Consider the following 20,491-nt stretch of genomic DNA (forward strand, 5'->3'; position numbering starts at 1 on the left):
CAAGTCATAAGGAAATCGAACAATGGAAACGTTAACCGCCCTCAAAATCGCTCATGGCGTGGCGACGGTGTTGCTGTTGATGAGCGCGCTGGGGCTGGCGATCTGGGTCTGGCGCACGCGCCGTAACGGCGACGCGACGGCTCACACCCGTACCTTGCAGCGACCGCTGGTGTTCATCTGGCTAGTGATGGGCCTGGCATTGCTGAGCATGCCGTTCACCGGCTGGTGGATGGTGCATCTGGTGGGCTGGCCGCTGGGGCAGACCTGGTTGCTGGCTTCCAGTGTGCTCTACACCGTGGCGGCGCTGGGCTGGTTCTGGCTGCTGGTGCGGCTCAATCGGCTGCGCAAGGCGCCCGCTGGGGGAAATGGGAAGTTTACGTTTGCGTTGGCGTTGTTCAGCTTTGTCTGCTTTATCGCCATTGCGGGGTTGATGGGGGCCAAGCCGGTTTAAGGCTTCAGGCCGAGTTGACCCAATCGCGGGCAAGCCCGCTCCCACAAGGTTTTGCTGTGTGACATAGATAGCATTTACAGCAGAGATCCCTGTGGGAGCGGGCTTGCCCGCGATGGCGATCTCAATCGCGCAACGAAATCACCGGCCAGCCCCGCTTCTCAGCCTCGGCCCGCAGATTAGGATCCGGATCAACAGCAATCGGATTCGCCACCTGCTCCAGCAACGCCAGGTCATTCATCGAGTCGCTGTAGAAATAGCTGTCTTGCAGATTGTGGCCAGTCTCCTCCAGCCAACGGTTCAACCGGGTCACCTTGCCTTCACGAAAGCACGGGACATCAGTGCTGCGCCCACTGTACCGGCCGCCGATCATTTCGCATTCGGTGGCGATCAGGGTCTCCACGCCTAAACGTGCTGCAATCGGCCCGGTCACAAAGCGGTTGGTGGCGGTGATGATCACCAGCTTGTCGCCGGCGTCACGGTGTTTGGCCAACAGTTCGAGGCCCTTGGGCAGCACGATCGGCTCGATGCAGTCGCGCATGTAGTCCAGGTGCCATTCATCCAGCGTGGCCATCTCGGTGCGGCCAAGCACTTCAAGGCAGAAGTTCAGGTACGCGTCGTTATCCAGCTTGCCGGCCAGGTAATCCTGATAGAACTCGTCGTTGCGTGCCTTGTAGGCGACGGCGTCGAGAAAACCGCGTTCGCACAGATAGTCGCCCCAGGCGTGGTCACTGTCACCGCCCAGAAGCGTGTTGTCCAAGTCGAATAAAGCCAGCCGCATTGCAGTTACTCGCTGAAAAAGTCTGTAGAAAGGTTTCAAGAATACGGACTTTTCACAAGAGTGCACATAAGGTAGGTCGGCTCGTTGCTGCTTTCACAACCTTTGTGGAACAATGCGGCGACATGCGTTTGCGAGGTTGTTGCCGTGATCGACCCCGATGGTTTCCGCCCCAATGTCGGGATCATTCTGACGAATGATGCCGGCCAGGTGCTATGGGCTCGCCGAATCAATCAAGATGCCTGGCAGTTTCCACAGGGAGGGATCAACCCCCAGGAGACGCCAGAAGACGCCTTGTACCGCGAGTTGAACGAAGAAGTGGGCCTGGAGCGCGAAGATGTTGAAATTCTCGCCTGCACCCGGGGCTGGTTGCGTTATCGTTTGCCGCAACGTTTGGTCAGGACGCACAGCCAACCGCTGTGCATCGGCCAGAAGCAGAAATGGTTTCTCCTGCGCCTGATCTCCAACGAGCAGCGGGTGCGGATGGATTTGACCGGTAAACCGGAATTCGATGGCTGGCGCTGGGTCAGTTATTGGTATCCGTTGGGCCAGGTGGTGACATTCAAGCGCGAGGTTTATCGCCGCGCTCTCAAAGAGCTTGCCCCGCGCCTTTTAGCGCGCGACTGACGACGGAGTTCGACCCCGAGCCATGCTCAATACGCTGCGCAAGATCGTCCAGGAAGTTAACTCCGCCAAGGATCTCAAGGCGGCGTTGGGGATTATTGTGTTGCGCGTCAAAGAGGCCATGGGCAGCCAGGTCTGCTCGGTCTACCTGCTTGACCCAGAGACCAACCGCTTCGTGCTGATGGCCACCGAGGGCTTGAACAAGCGCTCGATCGGCAAGGTCAGCATGGCACCCAACGAAGGTCTGGTCGGCCTGGTCGGCACGCGTGAAGAACCCCTGAACCTCGAAAACGCCGCGGATCACCCGCGCTACCGTTACTTCGCCGAGACCGGTGAAGAACGCTACGCTTCGTTCCTCGGGGCGCCGATCATTCACCACCGTCGCGTTGTCGGCGTGTTGGTCATTCAGCAAAAAGAACGCCGCCAGTTCGATGAAGGTGAAGAAGCCTTCCTCGTGACCATGAGCGCGCAACTTGCCGGCGTTATCGCCCACGCCGAGGCCACCGGTTCGATCCGTGGGCTGGGCCGTCAGGGCAAAGGTATCCAGGAAGCAAAGTTCGTCGGTGTACCGGGTTCGCCGGGCGCGGCGGTCGGAACCGCGGTCGTCATGCTGCCGCCGGCCGATCTGGACGTGGTGCCGGACAAGACCATCACCGACATCAACGCGGAACTTGGCCTGTTCAAGACCGCCATCGAAGGCGTACGCGCCGACATGCGTGCCTTGTCCGCCAAGCTGGCGACCCAGCTGCGGCCTGAAGAGCGGGCGCTGTTCGACGTTTACCTGATGATGCTCGACGATGCCTCGCTCGGCAGCGAAATCACCACGGTGATCAAGACCGGTCAGTGGGCGCAGGGCGCATTGCGTCAGGTGGTCACTGAACACGTCAACCGTTTCGAATTGATGGACGACGCCTACCTGCGTGAGCGCGCCTCGGACGTCAAAGACCTCGGTCGGCGCTTGCTGGCTTATCTGCAGGAAGAGCGGCAGCAGACGCTGGTCTACCCCGACAACACCATTCTGGTCAGCGAAGAACTGACGCCGGCAATGCTCGGCGAGGTGCCGGAAGGCAAGCTGGTGGGTCTGGTATCGGTACTCGGTTCCGGCAACTCCCACGTGGCGATCCTGGCGCGTGCCATGGGTATCCCGACGGTGATGGGCCTGGTCGACTTGCCGTACTCCAAGGTCGACGGCATCCAGATGATCGTCGACGGCTACCACGGTGAGGTCTATACCAACCCGAGTGACGTGCTGCGCAAGCAGTTCGCCGATGTGGTCGAGGAAGAGAAGCAACTGGCCCTGGGGCTGGACGCATTGCGGGACCTGCCGTGCGTAACGGTCGATGGTCATCGCATGCCGCTGTGGGTCAACACCGGCTTGCTGGCGGACGTGGCGCGGGCGCAGAAGCGCGGTGCCGAAGGCGTGGGTCTGTACCGCACCGAAGTGCCGTTCATGATCAACCAGCGCTTCCCGAGTGAAAAAGAGCAGCTGGCGATCTATCGCGAGCAACTCGCCGCGTTCCACCCGCAGCCAGTGACCATGCGCAGTCTGGACATCGGCGGCGACAAGTCGCTGTCGTACTTCCCGATCAAGGAAGACAACCCGTTTCTCGGCTGGCGCGGTATTCGCGTCACGCTCGACCACCCGGAAATTTTCCTGGTGCAGACCCGCGCCATGCTCAAGGCCAGCGAAGGCTTGAACAACCTGCGGATTCTGCTGCCGATGATCTCCGGCACCCACGAGCTGGAAGAAGCCCTGCACCTGATTCACCGAGCCTGGGGCGAAGTCCGCGACGAAGGCTGCGACGTGCCGATGCCGCCGATTGGCGTGATGATCGAGATTCCGGCGGCGGTGTATCAGACCAAGGAGCTTGCCCGACAAGTGGACTTCCTGTCGGTCGGCTCCAACGACCTGACCCAGTACCTGCTGGCCGTGGACCGCAACAACCCGCGGGTGGCCGATCTCTACGACTACCTGCACCCGGCGGTGTTGCAGGCGTTGCAGAGCGTGGTGCGCGATGCCCATGCAGAAGGCAAGCCCGTGAGTATCTGCGGTGAAATGGCCGGTGACCCGGCGGCGGCGGTGTTGTTGATGGCGATGGGTTTCGACAGCTTGTCGATGAACGCCACCAACTTGCCGAAAGTGAAGTGGATGCTGCGTCAGATCAACCTGAGCAAGGCCAAGGAATTGCTGGCGGAACTGATGACCATCGACAACCCGCAAGTTATCCACAGCTCGCTGCAACTGGCGCTGAAGAACCTTGGGTTGGCGCGGATGATTAATCCGGCTTCGGTCAAGACCCTTTAAACATTCAATGGCCCCATCGCGGGCAAGCCCGCTCCCACAGGGATCTCTGGTGTGAATGCTGTCTATGCCACACAGCAGAACCTTGTGGGAGCGGGCTTGCCCGCGATGACGTCAGGCCAGGCGCCGCCTAAACCAAAATCTCTACTTCCCCAAGATGCCCTCCATACGGCCCGAAACTCCTTTCGACCATATGCCGCACCCCGTCCGCCTGAACAATCAACGCCGTGCTCGCCCGTGTCCCATAAGCCTGGCTCTTGATAAACACACTCGACAACAACGTCTCGGTAGCCTGTCCCACACCCGTGTCCGGCAACTCGGCAAGCGGCGCCGTCTGCGGGTCGCTCAGCAAGGCCAATAACGCCTGCGGCTGCGGATCGCCCAACACCTCGCTCAATGCTGCCTTGGCCTTGAGCACTTTTGGCCACGGTGTATCCAGCCCCGCGTTCGATAACCCATAAATGCCCGGTTGGAGCATGACCGCCTCGGTCTCCCGGGCATTGAAGTGCCAAAGCTCGTGGGTATTGCCGACCAACAGATTAAATCCGGCATATTGAGGCGAACGTCCGACAATGTCCTTTAAATATTCGTCAATCGACATGTTCCCGCTGAGAAACTGCGCCACCAGTTCACCTCGCGACTTGGGCGCTGGCGGTTGAAGGGGATCACGGATGTTGGTCAGCGCGGCGAAACGCCCGTTGGCGCCGACACCGAGCCACGTACCGCCAGCTTCAAGGTCGCGACCGGCATACACGTGCGGGGCTTGCGGCCATTGCGTCAGGGGCAGGCTGGGTCGGGCATAGAATTCGTCGCGGTTGGCCGCCACGATCAGCGGCTGGGCATGACCCGGCCGCCAGGCAAAAACAATCAGGCACATAAGGTGGTCCTTGTGTGTTTTTTGCTCACTCTACGCAGACATCGCTCATCGATCCATCGCCATCCGCAGTGGAGCCCGAGGCCATGCATCCGTTACCATGCCGCTCCTGTTTTGGGATGACTGGGGATGCGGACATGGAATTTCTGCTTTATCTGGCGCTGGGCGCCTGTGCCGGCGTGCTGGCCGGGCTGTTCGGGGTGGGTGGCGGGATCATTATCGTCCCGGTGCTGGTGTTCAGTTTCACCTTGCAGGGGTTCGATGCATCGATTTTGACGCATCTGGCCGTCGGCACCTCCCTGGCGACGATCATCTTTACGTCGATCAATTCGGTTCGCGAGCACCATAGCCGTGGCGCTGTGCGTTGGCCGATTTTTGCCTGGATGACCCTTGGCATTCTGCTCGGTGCCGGTTTCGGCGCGCTGACTGCCGAAGCGATTTCCGGGCCGAATTTGCAGAAGATCATTGGTGTATTTGCGCTGATCATTGCCGTTCAACTCGCTTTGGACTTCAAGCCCAAGGCCAGCCGAACGGTACCGGGAAAAGTCGGTCTGACCGTGGCTGGTAGTGTCATTGGCTGGGCCTCGGCGATTTTCGGGATTGGCGGCGGTTCGTTGACCGTGCCGTTCCTGACCTGGCGCAGCGTACCGATGCAGCAGGCGGTGGCCACTTCGTCGGCCTGTGGCCTGCCAATCGCCTTGGCCAGTGCATTAAGTTTCATGATTTTGGGGTGGCACGATCCACTGCTGCCGGCCCATAGTCTCGGTTTTGTTTATTTGCCGGCGCTGCTGGGGATTGCCCTGACCAGCATGGTTTTCGCCCGCCTCGGTGCGCGACTGGCCCACACGCTGTCGCCGCGCTTGCTGAAAAGATTGTTTGCCGCTTTGCTGTTTTGCGTCGGCTTGAGCTTCTTGCTCTGACGCGTAGCGCAATCCTGGCTTAATCCTGGCGTGACAGCGTCGCCCGGGAATTTGAAGGTTTCAACTCTAACGAGGAGTCGCAATGCTGCCTTACCCGCAGATCGACCCGGTGGCCCTGGCCATCGGTCCGCTGAAAATCCACTGGTACGGCCTGATGTACCTGATCGGCATCGGCGGTGCGTGGTGGCTGGCGTCACGCCGGCTGAATCGCTTCGACCCGACCTGGACCAAGGAGAAACTCTCCGACATGGTGTTCTGGATGTCGATGGGTGTCATCGTCGGCGGCCGCTTGGGTTATGTGCTGTTTTACGATCTGAACGCCTATCTGGCCAACCCGACTCTGATCTTCGAAGTGTGGAAGGGCGGCATGTCGTTCCACGGCGGGTTTATCGGTGTGATGCTGGCGGCGCTGTGGTTCGGTAAAAAGAACGACAAGTCGTTCTTCCAGCTGATGGACTTCGTCGCGCCGATGGTGCCGATTGGCCTGGGTGCCGGGCGCATTGGCAACTTCATCAACGCCGAGTTGTGGGGCAAGGCGACCGACGTGCCGTGGGCGATGGTTTTCCCGACCGATCCGGCGCAACTGGCGCGTCATCCTTCGCAGCTGTACCAGTTCGCGCTGGAAGGCCTGGCGCTGTTCGCGATCCTCTGGCTGTTCTCGCGCAAGCCGCGGCCGACCATGGCGGTGTCCGGGATGTTCGCGCTGTTCTATGGCATCTTCCGCTTCATCGTCGAATTCGTTCGCGTGCCGGATGCGCAACTGGGTTATCTGGCCTGGAACTGGCTGACCATGGGCCAAGTGTTGTGCGTACCGATGATTGTCGGCGGGCTGTTCCTGATCTGGCTGGCTTATCGACGCGCCCCGGCGGCCCCCGCGGCGGCTGTATAAAGCGCAGGCGCTATAAATTCGAACCCCGGGGTTTTGGCCCCGGGTTCAAGGACACAGGTAATTCATGAAGCAATATCTCGAATTGGTCGCCCACGTCATCAAGAACGGCACCAAACAGGCCAACCGCACCGGCGTGAACACCATCAGCTTTCCGGGCGCGATGCTGCGCTTCGATCTGCAGGAAGGTTTTCCGGCAATCACCACCCGCAAGATGGCCTTCAAATCGGCCATCGGCGAGATGTGCGGTTTTCTGCGCGGGGTGAACAACGCCGCCGAATTCCGTGCGCTGGGCTGCAAGGTCTGGGACCAGAACGCCAACGAAAACGCCCAGTGGCTGGCCAACCCGTTCCGTCAGGGCGAAGACGACCTCGGCGAGATCTACGGCGTGCAATGGCGCAAATGGCCGGCGTACAAGCAGATCCCGGTCAGCAATCAGGCCGCCATCGAGCAGACCCTGAGCCAGGGTTATCGTCAGATTGCCGAAGGCGAAGAAGACGGCGAGGCTTATGTGGTGCTGTACAAGGCGATCGACCAGATCCGCCAGTGCGTCGACACCATCATCAAGGATCCAGGCAGCCGTCGCATCCTGTTCCACGGCTGGAACGTCGCCCAGCTCGACGAAATGGCCCTGCCGCCGTGCCACTTGCTGTACCAGTTCCACCCGAATGTCGAGACCAAAGAGATCTCTTTGACCCTCTACATCCGCTCCAACGACCTGGGCCTGGGCACGCCGTTCAACCTCACCGAAGGCGCCGCGCTGCTCAGCCTGATCGGTCGCCTGACCGGTTACACACCGCGCTGGTTCACCTATTTCATCGGCGATGCCCACGTCTACGAGAACCACCTGGACATGCTCAACGAACAGCTCAAGCGCGAGCCGTTCCCGATGCCGAAACTGGTGATTAGCGACCGGGTGCCGGAGTTTGCCAAGACCGGTGTTTATCAGCCGGAGTGGCTGGAGTTGATCGAACCGAGTGACTTCTCGCTGGAAGGCTATGAGCACCACGCGCCGATGACCGCGCCGATGGCGGTCTAAAGCTCGCCACTAAACCTGTGGGAGCGGGCTTGCCCGCGATGACGGCGTCACATCCAACATTGATGTGACTGACAAACCGCTATCGCGGGCAAGCCCGCTCCCACAAGGTTTTGTGGTGTTGCTAATGCCCATGACTTCTCCCGACATGGGAATGCTCAACCTCCGTCGCCACAACCCCGCCACTCACTTCCAACCGCTGCAAAATCCCGCATTGATCGATATCCGGCCCTTCGCTGCAGCGTTGGCGCAGGTCGAGCAGTTGTGTCTGCAAGGCCAGCAAACCATCGATACGCGCCTTCACATGGTGGATGTGTTCGTCGATCAGCGCGTTGACGTTTTCGCATTGATCCTGCGGGCTGTCGCGCAGGGCCAGCAGGCTGCGGATTTCCTCGAGGGTCATGTCCAGCGTGCGGCAGTTGCGGATGAAGGTCAGGCGCTCGGCGTGGGCCTGGGTGTAGACGCGGTAATTGCCGTCGCTGCGGGCCGGCTCCGGCAGCAGGTTTTCGCGCTCGTAGTAACGGATGGTTTCCACGGCGCAGTCGGTGAGTTTCGCCAGCTCTCCTATTTTCATCGCGACAATCTCCAAAAGGGTGCTTGACCCTATAGTGGCTACAGGGTCTTTACTTGGCAACAGGCACCTTCATGGACGCGACCAATGAGCGATTCTCTTCACACCCACAAACCCGAGGCCGGGCACGATCACAGCCACAAGCTGCAGCCTGTGCAGAAGCACAGCCATGACGGCCACGGGGATTCCTGCTGTTCCTCCAAAGCAGCAGCGCCGTCGCTGATCAAGTTGAGCGAGACGCCGACCGCCGGTGCGCGGCTGAGCAGCTTTCGCATCGAGGCAATGGACTGCCCGACCGAGCAGACGCTGATCCAGAACAAACTCGGGAAGCTTTCGGGTGTGCAGCAACTGGAATTCAACCTGATCAATCGGGTGCTGGGCGTGACCCATGACCTGCCAAGCACCATGCCGATCATCGACGCAATCAAGTCCCTCGGCATGCACGCCGAGCCGATGGAGCAGGGCGTTGAAGCGCCAGCGTCGAGCCCTGTACCTGCGAAAAAGCCCTGGTGGCCGCTGGCGCTGTCCGGCGTCGGCGCGCTGGCCGCCGAGTTTATCCACTTCACCGATGCGGCACCAAACTGGGTGGTGGCAGTTATCGCGCTGATCTCGATCCTCAGCGGTGGCCTCAGCACTTACAAAAAGGGCTGGATCGCCCTGAAAAACCTCAACCTGAACATCAACGCGCTGATGAGCATCGCAGTGACCGGCGCGATCCTGATCGGCCAATGGCCGGAAGCGGCGATGGTGATGTTTCTGTTCACCGTGGCCGAGTTGATCGAAGCCAGGTCTCTGGACCGGGCGCGCAACGCCATCGGCGGGCTGATGCAGATGGCCCCCGAGCAGGCCACGGTGCAGCAGGCCGACGGCAGCTGGGTCGCCCAACCGGTTAAAAACATCGAACTGGGTGCGCGGGTGCGGGTGCGTCCCGGCGAGCGGATCGGTCTGGACGGCGAAGTGCTGTCCGGCAACTCGACCATCGATCAGGCGCCGATCACCGGTGAAAGCCTGCCGGTGGAGAAAACCATCGGCGACAAAGTGTTCGCCGGCACCATCAACCAGTCTGGTTCGTTGGAATACACGGTAACCGCGGCGGCGAACAATTCGACCCTGGCGCGGATTATCCACGCTGTGGAACAGGCTCAGGGGGCACGCGCTCCGACCCAGCGTTTCGTCGACGCCTTCTCGAAAATCTACACCCCGGCGGTGTTCATCCTGGCCCTGGCCGTGGCAGTGATCCCGCCGCTGTTCATGGATGCGCTGTGGTTCGACTGGATCTACCGGGCGCTGGTGCTGCTGGTAGTCGCCTGCCCGTGCGCGTTGGTGATTTCCACCCCGGTGACCATTGTCAGCGGCCTCGCGGCAGCGGCGCGCAAAGGGATCTTGATCAAGGGCGGCGTCTATCTGGAGCACGGCCACAAACTCGATTACCTGGCCCTCGACAAGACCGGCACCCTCACTCACGGCAAACCGGTGCAGACCGATTATTTGTCCCTCGACCCAACCGCTGATGGAATAGCTCCGGCCATTGCGGCGGCACTGGCTGGTCGCTCGGATCATCCGGTGTCGCTGGCTATCGCCAATGCGGCAGTTGTGGATAACCAACGCGCACCACTGACTGTGGATAACTTCGAAGCCCTGGCCGGTCGCGGTGTGCGCGGCGAGATTAACGGTGAGCTCTACCACTTGGGCAACCACCGCTTGGTGGAAGATTTGGGCCTGTGTTCTCCAGCGCTGGAAGAGAAACTGTTTGCTCTGGAAAAACAGGGCAAGTCGGTGGTGCTGTTGCTCGACAAGTCGGGTCCCTTGGCGCTGTTTGCCGTCGCGGACACCGTGAAAGCGTCCAGCCGCGAAGCGATCCGGCAGTTACATGAGCTGGGCATCAAAACCCTGATGCTGACCGGCGACAACGTTCACACTGCCCAAGTCATCGCCGCCCACGTGGGCATCGATCAGGCACAGGGCGATCTGTTGCCAACCGAGAAGCTGCAAGCCATCGAAGCGCTGTATGCCCAAGGCCATCGGGTCGGGATGGTCGGCGACGGCATTAATGACGCCCCGGCACTGGCGCGGGCCGAGATCGGTTTTGCCATGGCGGCCGCCGGGACCGACACCGCCATCGAAACCGCCGATGTCGCCCTGATGGACGACGATCTGCGCAAGATCCCGGCCTTCATCAGCCTGTCGCGGCAGACCTCCAATATCCTCAAACAGAACATCGCCCTGGCATTGGTCATCAAAGCGATCTTTCTTGGGGTAACCTTCGCCGGGATCGCCACCATGTGGATGGCGGTGTTCGCCGACATGGGCGTGAGCCTGTTGGTGGTGTTCAATGGTTTGCGCCTGTTGCGTAAATAAGCGATGAGGAAAGGGTGTGCTGAGTGCCGAGCTGAAGGCGTTTTACATGGTTGCCCGGTTGGGCAGCATTACCCTGGCGGCGAAAAAGCTCGGCCTGAGCCAGCCGACGGTGACGACCCAGATTCGGCATCTGGAAAGCCAGTACTCGGTTGAACTGTTCTATCGTGGCGGTCGCCGCCTCAGCGTCAGCGACGAAGGCGCGCGGTTGCTGCCGATGGTCAAGGCGCTGTTGCAGCAGGAAGCCGACATCGAGTTTTTCCTGCGCAACAGTGGTCAGGTCCAGGGCACGTTGCGCATCGCTGCCACGGCGCCGTATTACATTCTCGATCTGGTGAAGACCTTTCGCGAACGTTTGCCGCAGGTGGAGGTGTCGGTGGAAATTGGCAATTCTCAACAGGTGCTCGAAGCGCTGGAGGATTATCGGGTCGATGTCGCCGCATCTTCACAGTTACTGGACGATGCGCGGCTGATTCGCCGGGTGCTCGGCAGCGATCCGCTGGTGCTGGCGGTGCACCGCCATCATCCGCTGGCGGTGCATGATCATGTACCGCTCAGTGCATTGGCGGGGCACACCTTGTTGATGCGTGAATCAGGCTCGACCACCCGGCGTTTGACCGAAGAATTGCTGGCCAGCGCGGGGGTGAGTTTTGGACCGTTGCTGGAGATTGGTAGCCGTGAGTCGATTCGAGAGGCGGTATTGCGCAACATTGGTATCAGCATCATTGCTCGGCAGGAAGTGCCTCACGATCCGCAATTGCGGGTGCTGACCATCGAGAATGCGCCGCAGATTCCTGAATATCTGTACTGCCTCAAGGAGCGAAAAGGTGCGCGGCTGCCGGCGGCGTTTCTGGGGTTAGCGCAGGAAATGGCTCCGGCCTGAAATCTCCATTGCCTGTACTGGCCTCATCGCGGGCAAGCCCGCTCCCACAGTGTTTCCGTGGTGTGAACATAATCTGAGTAGCACAACCTGTCCTTGTGGGAGCGGGCTTGCCCGCGATGGCGTCAGTTCAGTCACAGCATGACTTCAACCCAAATCCCCGAATACCACTATCGGCCGTTTTTGCCTCACTGCCACATGACCGACGCATTGCAAACCTAGGATGGCCCTCATCTGCTTGATGAGGCCTGCCCATGAACCACTCGATCGCAACTGCCCTGACCAACCCCGGCGCGCCGATGAAAGTGCGCGGCGTGCAGAAACGCTTCGGCGCGTTCACCGCGCTGGATAACGTTTCCCTCGACGTGGCGGCCGGTGAACTGGTGTGCCTGTTGGGGCCGTCGGGCTGTGGCAAAACCACCTTGCTGCGCTGCATCGCCGGCCTTGAGAAACAAGACAGTGGCGAGTTGTACCTCGGCGATCGCGAAGTTTCCCACCTGGCACCTCAGGCACGGGACTACGGCATTCTCTTCCAGTCCTACGCGCTGTTCCCCAATCTTAGCGTCGAGGCGAACATCGCCTACGGCCTCGCCGGCAGTGGTCGCGATGAAGTGCGCCAGCGCGTCGGTCAGATGCTGGAACTGGTCGGCCTGATCGGCAGTGAGAAAAAATACCCTGGCCAGTTATCCGGCGGTCAGCAGCAACGTGTCGCACTGGCTCGAGCCTTGGCGCCGGCACCGTCCTTGTTGCTGTTGGACGAACCGATGTCGGCGCTCGACGCCCGGGTCCGCGAGCATCTGTGCACCGAGTTACGCCAATTGCAGCGCAATCTCGGCATCACCACCCTGATGGTTACCCACAATCAGGACGAAGCCATGCTGATGGCCGACCGCATCGCCGTGATGAACAACGGCAAGGTCGAGCAGTACGCCACGCCGCAGGAAATCTACGACCGCCCGGCCACACCCTTTGTGGCGGAGTTCGTCGGTCAGGGTAACTGGCTGCCATTCCACCGGAGCAGCGACAGTCATGCCCAGGTTGGCGGGATGAACATGCGCCTGGCCGAAGGCAGCGCTAAAACCGCCTCGGGCCGTTTGTTCTGCCGCCCCGAGGCCATCAACGTCAACCCGTCGGTGCATGAAGAAAACCTGTTCCCGGCGAAGGTTCGCGAGATCACCTTTCTCGGCAACCGCTGCCGCATGAGCTTCGAACTCGATCAACTGCCGGGCCATGCGCTACTGGCGGAATTGGCACCGGAAGCCATGCCGCGTCTCGGTGCCCAACAGATCATGGTCGCCTTGCCGCCGCGCAGCCTGCAGGTGTTTGCCTGATGAGCGCGAACGTCGCGCTGCCGATACCGCACAAGCAGGTTCGGCAGACCTCCCGTGCCGAGATCGGCGACCGGCTGTTCGTAGTCGGCGGCAAAATCCTGCTGCTGGGATTGCTCGGCGTCGCGGTGTTGATGCCATTGCTGGCGATTTTCTGGCGTGGTTTCAGCTCCGAAGCTGGACAGGGTGGCGGTCTGATCGCCGCTCGCGAACTGCTGACCAGCGCCAATTTCCACTGGCTGCTGGGCAACAGCCTGAAAGTCTCTCTCAGCGTCGCGGCCATTGTCGTACCGTTGGCTTATCTGTTTGCCTACGCTCTGCAACGTACGCTGATTCCCGGTAAAGGCATTTGGCGCGGCATGTCGCTATTGCCACTAATGGCGCCGTCGATGCTGCCGGGGATCGCTTTGGTTTACCTGTTCGGCAATCAGGGCATGTTGCGCGGTTTGCTCTCGGACAATATCTACGGCTTCTGGGGCATTGTTCTGGGCGAGGTCATCTACACCTTCCCACACGCCTTGATGATTTTGCTGTCAGCGTTGTCCCTGGCGGACGCGCGACTGTTCGATGCTGCTTCAAGCATGGGCGCCAGCCCGGCGAAAGCCTTTCGTAGCATCACCTGGCCGGCGACCCGTCAGGCAGTGTTCGCGGCGTTCTGTCTGGTGTTCACCTTGACCATCACCGACTTCGGCGTGCCCGTGGTGGTCGGTGGCGACTACCAAGTGCTGGCGCTGGAAGCTTACAAAGCCGTGGTCGGCCAGCAACAATTCGGTCGCGGTGCGCTGATCGGCATGGTCTTGCTGCTGCCGGCGCTGTTCAGCTTCGGCGTTGATGCCTGGCTGCGTCGGCGTCACGGCGACTCCATGAGCGGTCGGGCGCAGGTCTTTCAACCGGCGGCGTCAAAACTGCGGGACGGCTGCTACCTGGCCATCGTGCTGTTGATCTGCGCGGCATTGCTGCTGGTGTTCGGCATGGCGGTGTACTCGTCGCTGGTGAAATTCTGGCCGTACAACCTGTCGCTGTCGCTCAACCATTACCAGTTCAACGACACGGCGGGCGGCGGCTGGCTGGCCTACGGCAACAGCGTGAAGATGGCGTTGTGTACGGCGTTGATCGGCAGCGTGCTGATCTTCACCGGTGCTTACCTGATGGAAAAAACCAAGGGCCAGCGCGGATTGAATCTGACACTGCGCATGCTCAGTTTCGTCCCGATGGCGGTGCCGGGTCTGGTGCTGGGGCTGGGTTACGTCTTCTTCTTCAACCTCAGCGGCAACCCGTTGCATGTGCTCTACGGGACCATGACCCTGCTGGTGGTCTGCACCATTGCTCACTATTTGACCACTGCGCAAATGACCGCCACCACCGCGCTGCGCCAACTCGATGCCGAGTTCGAAGCTGCCGCGCTGTCGCTCAAGGCGCCGCTGTACCGGCACTACCTGCGGGTCACCGTGCCGATCTGCCTGCCGGCGTTGCTGGACATCGTGCGCTACCTGTTCGTCTCGGCCATGACCACCGTCTCGGCGGCGATCTTCCTCTACAGCCCCGACACCATCCTCGCGGCGGTGGCGGTGCTGAACATGGACGACGCCGGCAACGTCGGCGGCGCGGCGGCGATGTCGACCCTGATTCTGTTCACCTCGGCGGGCGTGTCCCTGCTGCTGGCCTGGGCCTCGCGCGGTTTGTTGCGTCGCTCCCAGGCCTGGCGGCAGACCGCGCCCGGTCTTTGATTCACACCTTCAACTCACACAGGAATTGCACCATGTTCAAGCCTTTGGCCCTGGCCGCTGCTGTCCTCACCGCTTTCAGCCTGAACGCTTACGCGGCAAAAACCGAGTTGACGGTGTACACCGCCCTCGAAGCCGAACAACTGAAGACCTACAAAGAGGCCTTTGAAAAGGCCAACCCGGATGTCGAGATCAAATGGGTGCGCGATTCCACCGGCATCATCACCGCCAAGCTCCTGGCCGAAAAAGCCCGTCCGCAAGCTGACGCAGTTTGGGGGCTGGCAGCGTCGAGCCTGGCGATCCTCGATCAGCAAGGCATGCTGCAAAGCTATGCACCAAAGGACCTCGGCAAGATCGGCGGCAACTATCGCGACGCCGCTAACCCGCCAGCCTGGGTAGGCATGGACGTCTGGGCGGCGACCATTTGCTTCAACACCGTCGAGGCCGAAAAGCAGGGTTTGAGCAAACCCGTGAGCTGGCAGGACCTGACCAAGCCTGAGTACAAAGGCAAGATCGTCATGCCCAATCCGGCCTCGTCCGGCACCGGTTTCCTCGACGTCAGCGCCTGGCTGCAAACCTTCGGCGAGAAGCAGGGCTGGCAGTACATGGACGACTTGCACCAGAACATCGGCCAGTACGTTCACTCCGGTTCCAAGCCATGCAAACTCGCCGCCGCCGGCGAATTCCCGATCGGTATTTCCTTCGAATACCCGGCCGTTCAGTTGAAGCGCCAGGGTGCGCCGCTGGACATCATCCTGCCGAAAGAAGGCCTGGGCTGGGAGATCGAAGCCACCGCCGTGATCAAAGGCACACCGCACGAAGACGCGGCGAAGAAGCTGGCTGACTTCTCCGCGAGCCCGGCGGCGATGGAGCTCTATAAAGAGAACTTCGCAGTGCTCGCGCAACCGGGTATCGCCAAGCCGCAGACTGAACTGCCGGCCGACTACGAGCAGCGTTTGATCAAGAACGACTTTGCCTGGGCGTCGAAGAATCGCGACCAGATCCTGACCGAGTGGCGCAAGCGCTATGACGGTAAGTCCGAGAAAGTGGCTGCCAAGTAAATCTTCGTAGGCTGACAGGGCCCCATCGCGGGCAAGCCCGCTCCCACAGGGTCTGTGGCGTTCACAAAACCTGTGGGAGCGGGCTTGCCCGCGATAGCGGTCTCAAATTCAGGGACAAATCCCCATGACACACCACAACGACATGCTAATCGTCGGCGCCGGCATTCTCGGCCTGTCCCACGCCTATGCTGCTGCCAGACGCGGTCTGAAAGTCACCGTTTTCGAACGCAGCGAAACGCCGCTCGGCGCGTCGGTGCGTAACTTCGGCCAGGCACTGGTCACCGGCCAGCCACCAGGGCCGATGCTCGAATTGGCCAGGGCCAGCCGCGACATCTGGGGCCAATGGGCAGAACTTGTCGGCCTGCAACTCAAGCGCAACGGCTTATACCTGTTCGCCCGCACCGAAGCGGAAGAGCACCTGCTGGAAGCCTTCTGCGCCGGTCGCGCCATGGAGCACGGTTACCGCGTCGAGCTGCTGCGCGGTGCGGCATTGCGCGATTTATACGGTGGCCAGTTCAGCCATCACCGCGCCGCGTTGCACGGCATGGACGACCAGCAGCTGTATTCCCGCGAAGCGATTCCGGCGTTGATCGACTACCTGCGTTGCGAGTTGGGCGTCGAGTTTCATTTCTCCACGCTGGTGCGCGACATCGAACCGGGGCGCTTGCACAGCACCGCCGGTACCTTCAGCGCCGAGCAGATCATCGTTTGCTCCGGCCACGATTATCAAACCTTGCTGGCCGAGCCGATTGCCGAACTGGATCCGCAAATCTGCCGTCTGCAAATGCTCCGCGCCCGCCCGCAGATCAACCTCAACCTGCAACACGCGCTGCTCACCGGTCTGAGTTGCGTGCATTACGGCGCCTTCGCCGATTTGCCGGAAGCCGCCGCGATACGGGCGCAGATTCTGCGCGACGCACCCCATCTGCATGAAAACGGCATTCACCTGCTGATCAGTCCGACGCCTTACGGTGAATTGATCATCGGCGACTCCCACCATTACGGCAGCGATCCATCACCGTTCAATGCCGAGCAGGTGGATGACTGGATGATTGAACTGGCCGAGCAGACGTTGGGCTGCAAGGTGCAAGTGGTCGAACGCTGGCAGGGCGTCTATGGTTCACGCGGGCCGGGGCCGTTCTCCTTTCTGCGGCCGATGCCAGGTGTGAGCGTGGCGCTGATGCACACCGGTGTCGGCATGAGCGTCGGGCCGGCGCTGGCTGAGCGTAACGTCGCGACCTTATTGGGAGACAGTTGATGGACCACCATGAGCAAGTGATCGCAAAGGTGTTCGGTCTGTACGAGCGTTTTGGCGACAACGATTACATCGGCGAACCGGTGTCGCAGATCGAGCACATGTCGCAAGCCGCCGAACTGGCGATGGCCGAGGGCTTCGATGATGAAGTGGTGCTGGCGGCGTTCTTTCACGACATCGGGCACCTCTGCGCCGTGGGTGCCGAGAACATGGGTGGTTTTGGGATCGTCAGCCACGAGCGACTGGGCGCTGATTATTTACGCCGCGCTGGCTTCAGCGAACGCATGGCGTGGCTGGTGGAATATCACGTGCAGGCCAAGCGTTATCTGACGCTCAAAGAGTCTGGGTACTACGAGCGTTTGAGCGAAGCCAGTCGGCGCACGCTTGAGTATCAGGGCGGGGTGATGACGGCTACCGAGGCCGAGGCGTTCGAGCAGGATCCGTTGTGTGCCGTCAGTTTGCGGATGCGTCAGTGGGATGAGTTGGCCAAGGAGATGTGGGTGCCGGTGATGGATCTGGGCATCTTGAAGGAAAAGGCGTTGCGGCTGTTGGCAGAGTAAAGTTTCACAACCGAGTCGCGCCCATCGCGGGCAAGCCCGCTCCCACAGGGATCTTCGGTGTTCATACAATTTCTGTATCACCCAAGACCTTGTGGGAGCGGGCTTGCCCGCGATGAGGCCAGAGCTGACACCGCAGATTGCGGGTCTTTAAAGTTGTTGCGCCAACACCTCAACCTGCTCCTGCCGCTCCCCCTGACTCAACTTCGAATTCGGATTAAGCGACGACCACTGCGGATGCGCCCGCGCCTTGTTCAGCGCTTCCGGCAGTTTGCCTTCGCGCCAGGTTTTGTCTTGCGGCGTGGCGACCTGAATGCTGTCCATCGCCGCGTGCCCACGGGAATTCAGGGCCTGCAGCAGTTGCCGCTGGCGCAAGGCCAACAGTCGTAGCACGCCGTCGTCGACGGTCAGTTCGCGCTGCCCTTTGATCTTGCCCAGCAGCCGGCTGCCGTAGCTGCGGGCAGTTTGCAGGGCGCCGCCGGCAATCGCTCCGGCCAGTGCTGCGGCGCCGAGGGTCAGGCCACCCACCAGCAAATCGACACCGGCTCCGGCCGCCGCGCCAGCCGCGATACCGCCGCCGACCCGCACACCGAGCTGTTTCAAAGTTTCCGGGTTGAACAGGTCATCGCCCCAGCGGCCATCAAGTAGCGGCAGTTCACTGGCCGCCGCGTCTTGTGGGCGGAAGGCATAGAGCTTGAGCAAGGCCTCGACGCAGCGTTGTTCACGCTGACGCACAGCTTTGCGCAGTTCGCTGATCGCTTGCTGTTCCTGCGCCGCCTCGCTGACCACACTGCGGCGGCAGGCGGCGCAATCGATCAATAAATCGGCAATCAGCCGCGCTGCACTTTGCTGACGGGCCAGGCGTTGGGCCTGCTGGTCGGCGATCAAGCGCTCCAGCTGTTCGCGGGAGTTTTCCAGCAGCAGCGCGAGGCTTTCATAGAGTCGACGCTCGCCATCCTCCGGCGGGGCGACGCTGTCGAAACGCACCAATGCATGCAAGCCCAATCGCGCCAGGGCTTCACGCCAATCCGGTTCGCGATGCTGGGCGCTGCTGACAAAATTCAGCACCGGCAGCAGCGGCTTTCCGCAACTGGCCAACACTTCCAGTTCGTCGCGGTACTTGGCCAGCACCGGCTCCCGGGCGTCGATCACATAGAGGCCGGCGTCCGAGGCGAGCAGTTGCCGCAGCACCTTGGCTTCCTGTTCGAAGCGCTGCCGGGCTTCGCTACCCTCCAGAAAACGCGCCAATCGTGCCGGGCCGTCGAGGCGTTCGCCGGGTCGCTCCAGGCGCTCAAGGTAGTCGAGCAGGGCGATGGCATCTTCCAGGCCTGGAGTGTCGAAGAGATCAAGCAACGGCTCGCCGTCTACCGACAATCGCGCGCCTTCGACGTGGCGAGTGGTGCTGGGGCGATGGGACACTTCGCCGAAGCCGACATCTCGCGTCAGCGTTCTCAGCAACGAGGTTTTACCGACGTTGGTGTGGCCGACCACAGCGAGTTTCAGGGGATTAATCATGACCCGTCTCCAGCCAGTTCAATGGCGCGCAATCGGCGAATGGCAGGTCCAGTTGCTGTAGCGCAACATGCCAGTCGCCCAGGCGTTCGGCATCCAGCGCTTCGCCGGGCGGCGCTTGCAGCAACCACACACGGGTGGCGGTAGCGCTGCGAGCCAGTTCGGCAATCAGCGCCAGGCTGCCACGGTCCGGCGAACGCCGTGGGTCACAGGCGATGGCCAGACGAGCCGGGGGAAAACGACTCAGCTGTTCGAGCAGTTTGTGCCGGGATTCTCGGCTGTCGAGGACGCCGGCGTTGTTGACGTTTTTCGGCAACTGCGGCGGCCACGGGCGTTGGTCGTCCAGCTCGATGGCCACCAGCAGCGCGCCATCGCTTTGCAGATCGCTGGCAGTGTTTTCAACCCGATGAAGTTGCGCAGGCGCGGCATCGCTGATGCCCAGGCGTTCGCTGGTGGGCATCAGCCGTTCGCGCAGTTGGGCGTAGCCGGGCAGGTTCAAATCCAGACGCAGGGCTGCTTGACCGGTTTTCCAGCGCCACAGGCAGAACAATGCAAGCAGCAAGCGCGGCAAAACGCCGTACACCAGCAGCACCCCAACCAGCCACGCCGCCCAGGCCTGGCGAGCGCTTTCGATGTTCAGCGCGGCGTCGCCACTGGCGCGAATCATCTCCACGCTCGGCACACTGAAGCCGAGCAAGGCCGGCAGGGCGCCGAGGGCTTGGGTCATGGCGACGAAGGTGTCGCCGCCGAGAATGGTGGTCTCCCAGACGAAACCGTAGCGCCGGGTCGCCATCAGCGTCAGCACCATCACCAAGGCACTGAGCATCGCCAGCAACCACAATCCGTTGACCAGCACACCCAGCGCCCAACGATTGAGTTTCTGCCGTTGCAGCAACAGCAGCAGTGCCGGCGCCAGTTGCGCGGCGTTGGCATCGCGGGCGAGTTTTTCACTGAGCCACAACCACAAGCGTCCGAGGGCGGCGCCCTGTTCGCCGGCGAACACCAGGCCCAGGGCCCAGCTCAATAGCAGAATCAGGTTCAGCCCCAGCAGGCTGCCCAAGGCCCAGAACACATTGACCGGGGACTGGCCGTCGCCCAGCGCGGCAAACGCCAGGCCGGCGCCACTGATCACGGCCAGCACGGCGAGCACGATCAACGCCAGTCGTGCGCCTTGCAGCCAGTGTTTGAGGGCGCGGGTCTGCCCGTCGCGCTCGGCCAGCCACCGGGCGCGGCATTGAATGCGCGTCGGCAGGTCGCCGCCGGCGCTGCGGGCGATTCGGTTGGCTTCCAGATCATCCAAGGGGCCTGCGTGTTCTTCACGCAGGCGTATGGTTTCGCTCAGCCAGAGGCTTTGCAGTGGAGTCAGTTCAGTCACGCGGC

The 20,491-nt window shown here is 61.4% G+C and carries 18 protein-coding genes; 13 read left to right on the forward strand and 5 right to left on the reverse strand.

Going from position 1 to position 20,491, the window contains the following annotated elements:
* The first annotated feature begins 22 nt into the window (after nt 1–22).
* Nucleotides 23–451 carry a DUF2269 domain-containing protein gene (locus PSH88_RS01730; protein ID WP_305424653.1) on the forward strand — a complete coding sequence of 143 codons (429 nt, stop codon included), beginning with the start codon at nt 23–25 and terminating at the stop codon, nt 449–451.
* Between the two features lie 121 nt (nt 452–572).
* On the opposite strand, the gene PSH88_RS01735 is transcribed toward PSH88_RS01730, so the two are convergent.
* Nucleotides 573–1,229, reverse strand: coding sequence for a histidinol-phosphatase (locus tag PSH88_RS01735; RefSeq protein ID WP_305424654.1), 657 nt, complete (start codon nt 1,227–1,229; stop codon nt 573–575).
* Nucleotides 1,230–1,373: 144 nt separating this feature from the next.
* Between PSH88_RS01735 and PSH88_RS01740 the strand changes: the two genes are divergently transcribed.
* Both PSH88_RS01740 and ptsP read left to right on the forward strand, forming a co-directional pair.
* Nucleotides 1,374–1,853: an RNA pyrophosphohydrolase gene (locus PSH88_RS01740; RefSeq protein WP_007897732.1), complete on the forward strand. Its 480-nt coding sequence runs from the start codon at nt 1,374–1,376 to the stop codon at nt 1,851–1,853.
* 22 nt (nt 1,854–1,875) lie between these two features.
* Nucleotides 1,876–4,155, forward strand: a complete 2,280-nt coding sequence (gene ptsP / locus PSH88_RS01745) for a phosphoenolpyruvate--protein phosphotransferase (protein ID WP_305424655.1) — start codon at nt 1,876–1,878, stop codon at nt 4,153–4,155.
* Nucleotides 4,156–4,282: 127 nt separating this feature from the next.
* On the opposite strand, the gene PSH88_RS01750 is transcribed toward ptsP, so the two are convergent.
* Nucleotides 4,283–5,029, reverse strand: coding sequence for an NRDE family protein (locus tag PSH88_RS01750; protein WP_305424656.1), 747 nt, complete (start codon nt 5,027–5,029; stop codon nt 4,283–4,285).
* A gap of 134 nt (nt 5,030–5,163) precedes the next feature.
* Between PSH88_RS01750 and PSH88_RS01755 the strand changes: the two genes are divergently transcribed.
* The 3 genes from PSH88_RS01755 to PSH88_RS01765 all read left to right on the forward strand — a co-directional run bounded on the left by PSH88_RS01755 (nt 5,164) and on the right by PSH88_RS01765 (nt 7,871).
* The gene (locus tag PSH88_RS01755; RefSeq protein ID WP_305424657.1) at nt 5,164–5,946 is read left to right on the forward strand and encodes a sulfite exporter TauE/SafE family protein; all 783 of its coding nucleotides are present in this window, start codon (nt 5,164–5,166) and stop codon (nt 5,944–5,946) included.
* Nucleotides 5,947–6,028: 82 nt separating this feature from the next.
* A complete protein-coding gene (gene lgt, locus PSH88_RS01760) occupies nt 6,029–6,835 on the forward strand; it encodes a prolipoprotein diacylglyceryl transferase (RefSeq protein ID WP_305424658.1) in 807 nt (268 codons plus the stop codon).
* A gap of 64 nt (nt 6,836–6,899) precedes the next feature.
* On the forward strand, nt 6,900–7,871 hold the full coding sequence (locus tag PSH88_RS01765) for a thymidylate synthase (protein ID WP_305424659.1): 972 nt from the start codon (nt 6,900–6,902) through the stop codon (nt 7,869–7,871).
* A gap of 121 nt (nt 7,872–7,992) precedes the next feature.
* Here the strand turns inward: PSH88_RS01765 and cadR are convergent, their stop codons facing one another.
* A complete protein-coding gene (gene cadR, locus PSH88_RS01770; protein ID WP_007897786.1) occupies nt 7,993–8,442 on the reverse strand; it encodes a Cd(II)/Pb(II)-responsive transcriptional regulator in 450 nt (149 codons plus the stop codon).
* 84 nt (nt 8,443–8,526) lie between these two features.
* On the opposite strand from cadR, the gene PSH88_RS01775 reads away from it, so the two are divergent.
* The 7 genes from PSH88_RS01775 (at nt 8,527) to PSH88_RS01805 (ending at nt 17,602) form a co-directional block, all read left to right on the forward strand.
* Nucleotides 8,527–10,797, forward strand: coding sequence for a heavy metal translocating P-type ATPase (locus tag PSH88_RS01775; RefSeq protein WP_305424660.1), 2,271 nt, complete (start codon nt 8,527–8,529; stop codon nt 10,795–10,797).
* Nucleotides 10,798–10,813: 16 nt separating this feature from the next.
* Complete coding sequence (locus PSH88_RS01780) at nt 10,814–11,677, forward strand: LysR family transcriptional regulator (RefSeq protein ID WP_305424661.1); 864 nt, start codon at nt 10,814–10,816, stop codon at nt 11,675–11,677.
* A 251-nt stretch (nt 11,678–11,928) separates the two neighbouring features.
* Nucleotides 11,929–13,005, forward strand: a complete 1,077-nt coding sequence (locus PSH88_RS01785) for a putative 2-aminoethylphosphonate ABC transporter ATP-binding protein (RefSeq protein ID WP_305424662.1) — start codon at nt 11,929–11,931, stop codon at nt 13,003–13,005.
* On the forward strand, nt 13,005–14,729 hold the full coding sequence (locus PSH88_RS01790; RefSeq protein ID WP_305424663.1) for a putative 2-aminoethylphosphonate ABC transporter permease subunit: 1,725 nt from the start codon (nt 13,005–13,007) through the stop codon (nt 14,727–14,729). The genes PSH88_RS01785 and PSH88_RS01790 overlap by 1 nt, the downstream gene beginning before the upstream one ends.
* 32 nt (nt 14,730–14,761) lie before the next feature.
* Nucleotides 14,762–15,787, forward strand: a complete 1,026-nt coding sequence (locus tag PSH88_RS01795; RefSeq protein WP_305424664.1) for a putative 2-aminoethylphosphonate ABC transporter substrate-binding protein — start codon at nt 14,762–14,764, stop codon at nt 15,785–15,787.
* A gap of 124 nt (nt 15,788–15,911) precedes the next feature.
* Complete coding sequence (locus tag PSH88_RS01800) at nt 15,912–17,045, forward strand: TIGR03364 family FAD-dependent oxidoreductase (protein WP_305424665.1); 1,134 nt, start codon at nt 15,912–15,914, stop codon at nt 17,043–17,045.
* Nucleotides 17,045–17,602 (forward strand): phosphonate degradation HD-domain oxygenase, encoded by a 558-nt coding sequence (locus tag PSH88_RS01805; RefSeq protein WP_305424666.1) that lies wholly within the window; start codon nt 17,045–17,047, stop codon nt 17,600–17,602. Before PSH88_RS01800 ends, PSH88_RS01805 begins: the two co-directional genes overlap by 1 nt.
* Nucleotides 17,603–17,749: 147 nt before the next feature.
* On the opposite strand, the gene PSH88_RS01810 is transcribed toward PSH88_RS01805, so the two are convergent.
* Nucleotides 17,750–19,114 (reverse strand): GTPase/DUF3482 domain-containing protein, encoded by a 1,365-nt coding sequence (locus PSH88_RS01810; protein WP_305424667.1) that lies wholly within the window; start codon nt 19,112–19,114, stop codon nt 17,750–17,752.
* Nucleotides 19,107–20,486 (reverse strand): DUF2868 domain-containing protein, encoded by a 1,380-nt coding sequence (locus PSH88_RS01815; RefSeq protein WP_305424668.1) that lies wholly within the window; start codon nt 20,484–20,486, stop codon nt 19,107–19,109. The genes PSH88_RS01810 and PSH88_RS01815 overlap by 8 nt, the downstream gene beginning before the upstream one ends.
* Nucleotides 20,487–20,491 lie beyond the last annotated feature (5 nt).

The sequence above is a fragment of the Pseudomonas wuhanensis genome (assembly GCF_030687395.1).
Taxonomy (GTDB): Bacteria; Pseudomonadota; Gammaproteobacteria; order Pseudomonadales; family Pseudomonadaceae; genus Aquipseudomonas; species Aquipseudomonas wuhanensis.